The sequence below is a fragment of the Holdemanella sp. genome (assembly GCF_056804935.1).
In genome coordinates this window covers 1-2112 of the sequence record NZ_DBMEXE010000254.1, presented here as the reverse complement: position 1 = coordinate 2112, position 2112 = coordinate 1, and the positions used below count along the sequence as shown (strand labels likewise).

Genomic DNA, 2112 nt, shown 5'->3' with positions numbered 1-2112 from the left:
GATTGTTGTTGGGAAATTAGCTAAGGAAAGACTCATTACGCATCCAGAGTGTAGTGCATCTTTGTTTAAGCGAAATATGGGCACAGATGTTACTTATGCATTAGATAAGAAAGAGTATGATTCAGCTACACTTTCTTCTTTTGTCGTGAAACAATTGATTGAAGATGCGCAAAATTATTTACATGAATCTATCGATGAAGTTGTAATCAGTGTTCCAGCTTATTTTAATGCGCGTCAAAGACAAGATACAAAGCGAATAGGCGAACTTTTAGGAATTAAAGTGGAGCGTTTGATCAATGAACCAAGTGCTGCAGCTATCGCATGCCATATGGACGATGAATATGAAACATTCGTCGTGTTTGACTTTGGTGGAGGAACTTTAGATGTTTCGGTTGTCGACTGTTTTGAAAATGTGATTAGCATCAATGCGATTAGTGGAAACAATCATTTGGGTGGCACGGATTTTGATCGAGCTATGACCGAATACTTTTGTTTCAAAAATGGGTTAAACTATAATGTCTTAGACTCTTCTTTTCAACAAAGTATTTTACGTGCTTGTGAACAAGCTAAAATTAGGTTGAGTACACAAAGTGTGGTTGAAGTATCTTTAGTTCATTTAAATAAGAATTATAATTGTATATTTGATGAAAATGTATTATTTAATACTACACATTCTTTACTAGAATCTTGTAAAAATGTGATTGGTAAGGCCGTAAAAGACAGTGGTTTTTCAGCTAGTGAGCTTGATAGTTTGATTCTTGTAGGAGGCTCAAGCAAAATGCCAGTACTTCAACATTATTTATCAGACGCTTTAAATATTCCTGTATTAAAAGAAGAAAACATGGATTCTTTAGTTGCACTCGGACTTGGAAAATACATTGGTATTAAACAAAGGGATGAAAATATTAAAGATGTAGTTGTGACGGATATTTGTCCTTTCTCCTTAAGTACTTCTACTTACAATGAACAAAATCCAGACTTAGAATTATCAACTGTGCTTATCCCTAAAAACTCAGTTTTACCAACAAGTAAAAAGATGACTTTGCGTACCGTGCATAAAGGGCAAACTAAAGTCAATATTAGTGTTTTTCAAGGGCAGGCTATGTATGCAAAAGAAAACTTATTTCTAGGCCAAGCTTGTATTCATGTTCCTAGAAATATACATGATTATGAATCGTTTGATTTGATCTATTCATATGACATTAATTCTATGTTGTATGTAGAAGCCATTGTACATTCTACTAAGAAACATTATATTTTTAGAGTATCAAAAGGTGATGTGTTAGAAAAAGTAGATGCTTCTATTCGTTTGGATTCCATCAAAGAAGTATCTTTAGCTTTATATCAAAATAATGAAGTGGATGCCCTGCTTGCTCGTATTGAAAGAATCTATCAAGAAGTGGATGATGAAACACAAGGTTATTTAATGCGTCTTCATGCAGAATTCACAAAAGATATGGAAACTTTGATCAACAATATCCAAAAAAGGAAACGTCTTATAAATCAAGTTACACAAATCTTGAATCAAATCGAAGAAAGTCAAAATGTAGATTCTTTAGATATCTTTAGTCAAGAAGAGGATGAAGAAGGAGAATATTTAGCATGAATGCGTGGGAAATATTAGGGATTGAGCCTACAAAGGATAAAAAAGAAATAAAAAAAGCTTATGCGAGACTTTTAAAACAGTATCATCCTGAAGAGAATCCGGAAGAATTCAAACAAATTCAGGCTGCTTATCAACAGTGTCTACATCCAGATCAAGAAATAGAGTCTGTTTCATTTGAACAAAATAAACAAGATATTCAAACACAATCCATTTCGACTAAAGAGGATACAATCGTTCCTCCACCTATTCCTAAAGTAGAAACATTGTTTGTGAAGATTGAAAAGGATATAGTTGTTTACCAGGATATATTGAATTCGATTGAAAAAAATTTGCCTAAAAAGATTGGGTCTAAAGAGATTGTACAAGTTTTTACAGAACCTAAAATCATGCCGTATTTAGAGGATGAATTGTTCTGTAGAAGATTAGAAGACATCTTTTTATCGCGTACATTAAAATATGTCAAAAATCCAAGGGATTCGGTTTATATCTATTTAGGAAAGTATGGT

At 33.0% G+C, this 2112-nt stretch carries 2 protein-coding genes; both read left to right on the top strand.

The features are described from left to right. The coding region (locus ACZQCL_RS08990; protein WP_482482907.1) for an Hsp70 family protein at positions 1-1606 on the top strand (1606 nt) is incomplete at its 5' end. Next, on the top strand, positions 1603-2112 hold a 510-nt coding region (locus tag ACZQCL_RS08985), incomplete at its 3' end, for a J domain-containing protein (protein WP_482482905.1). The genes ACZQCL_RS08990 and ACZQCL_RS08985, both read left to right, overlap by 4 nt.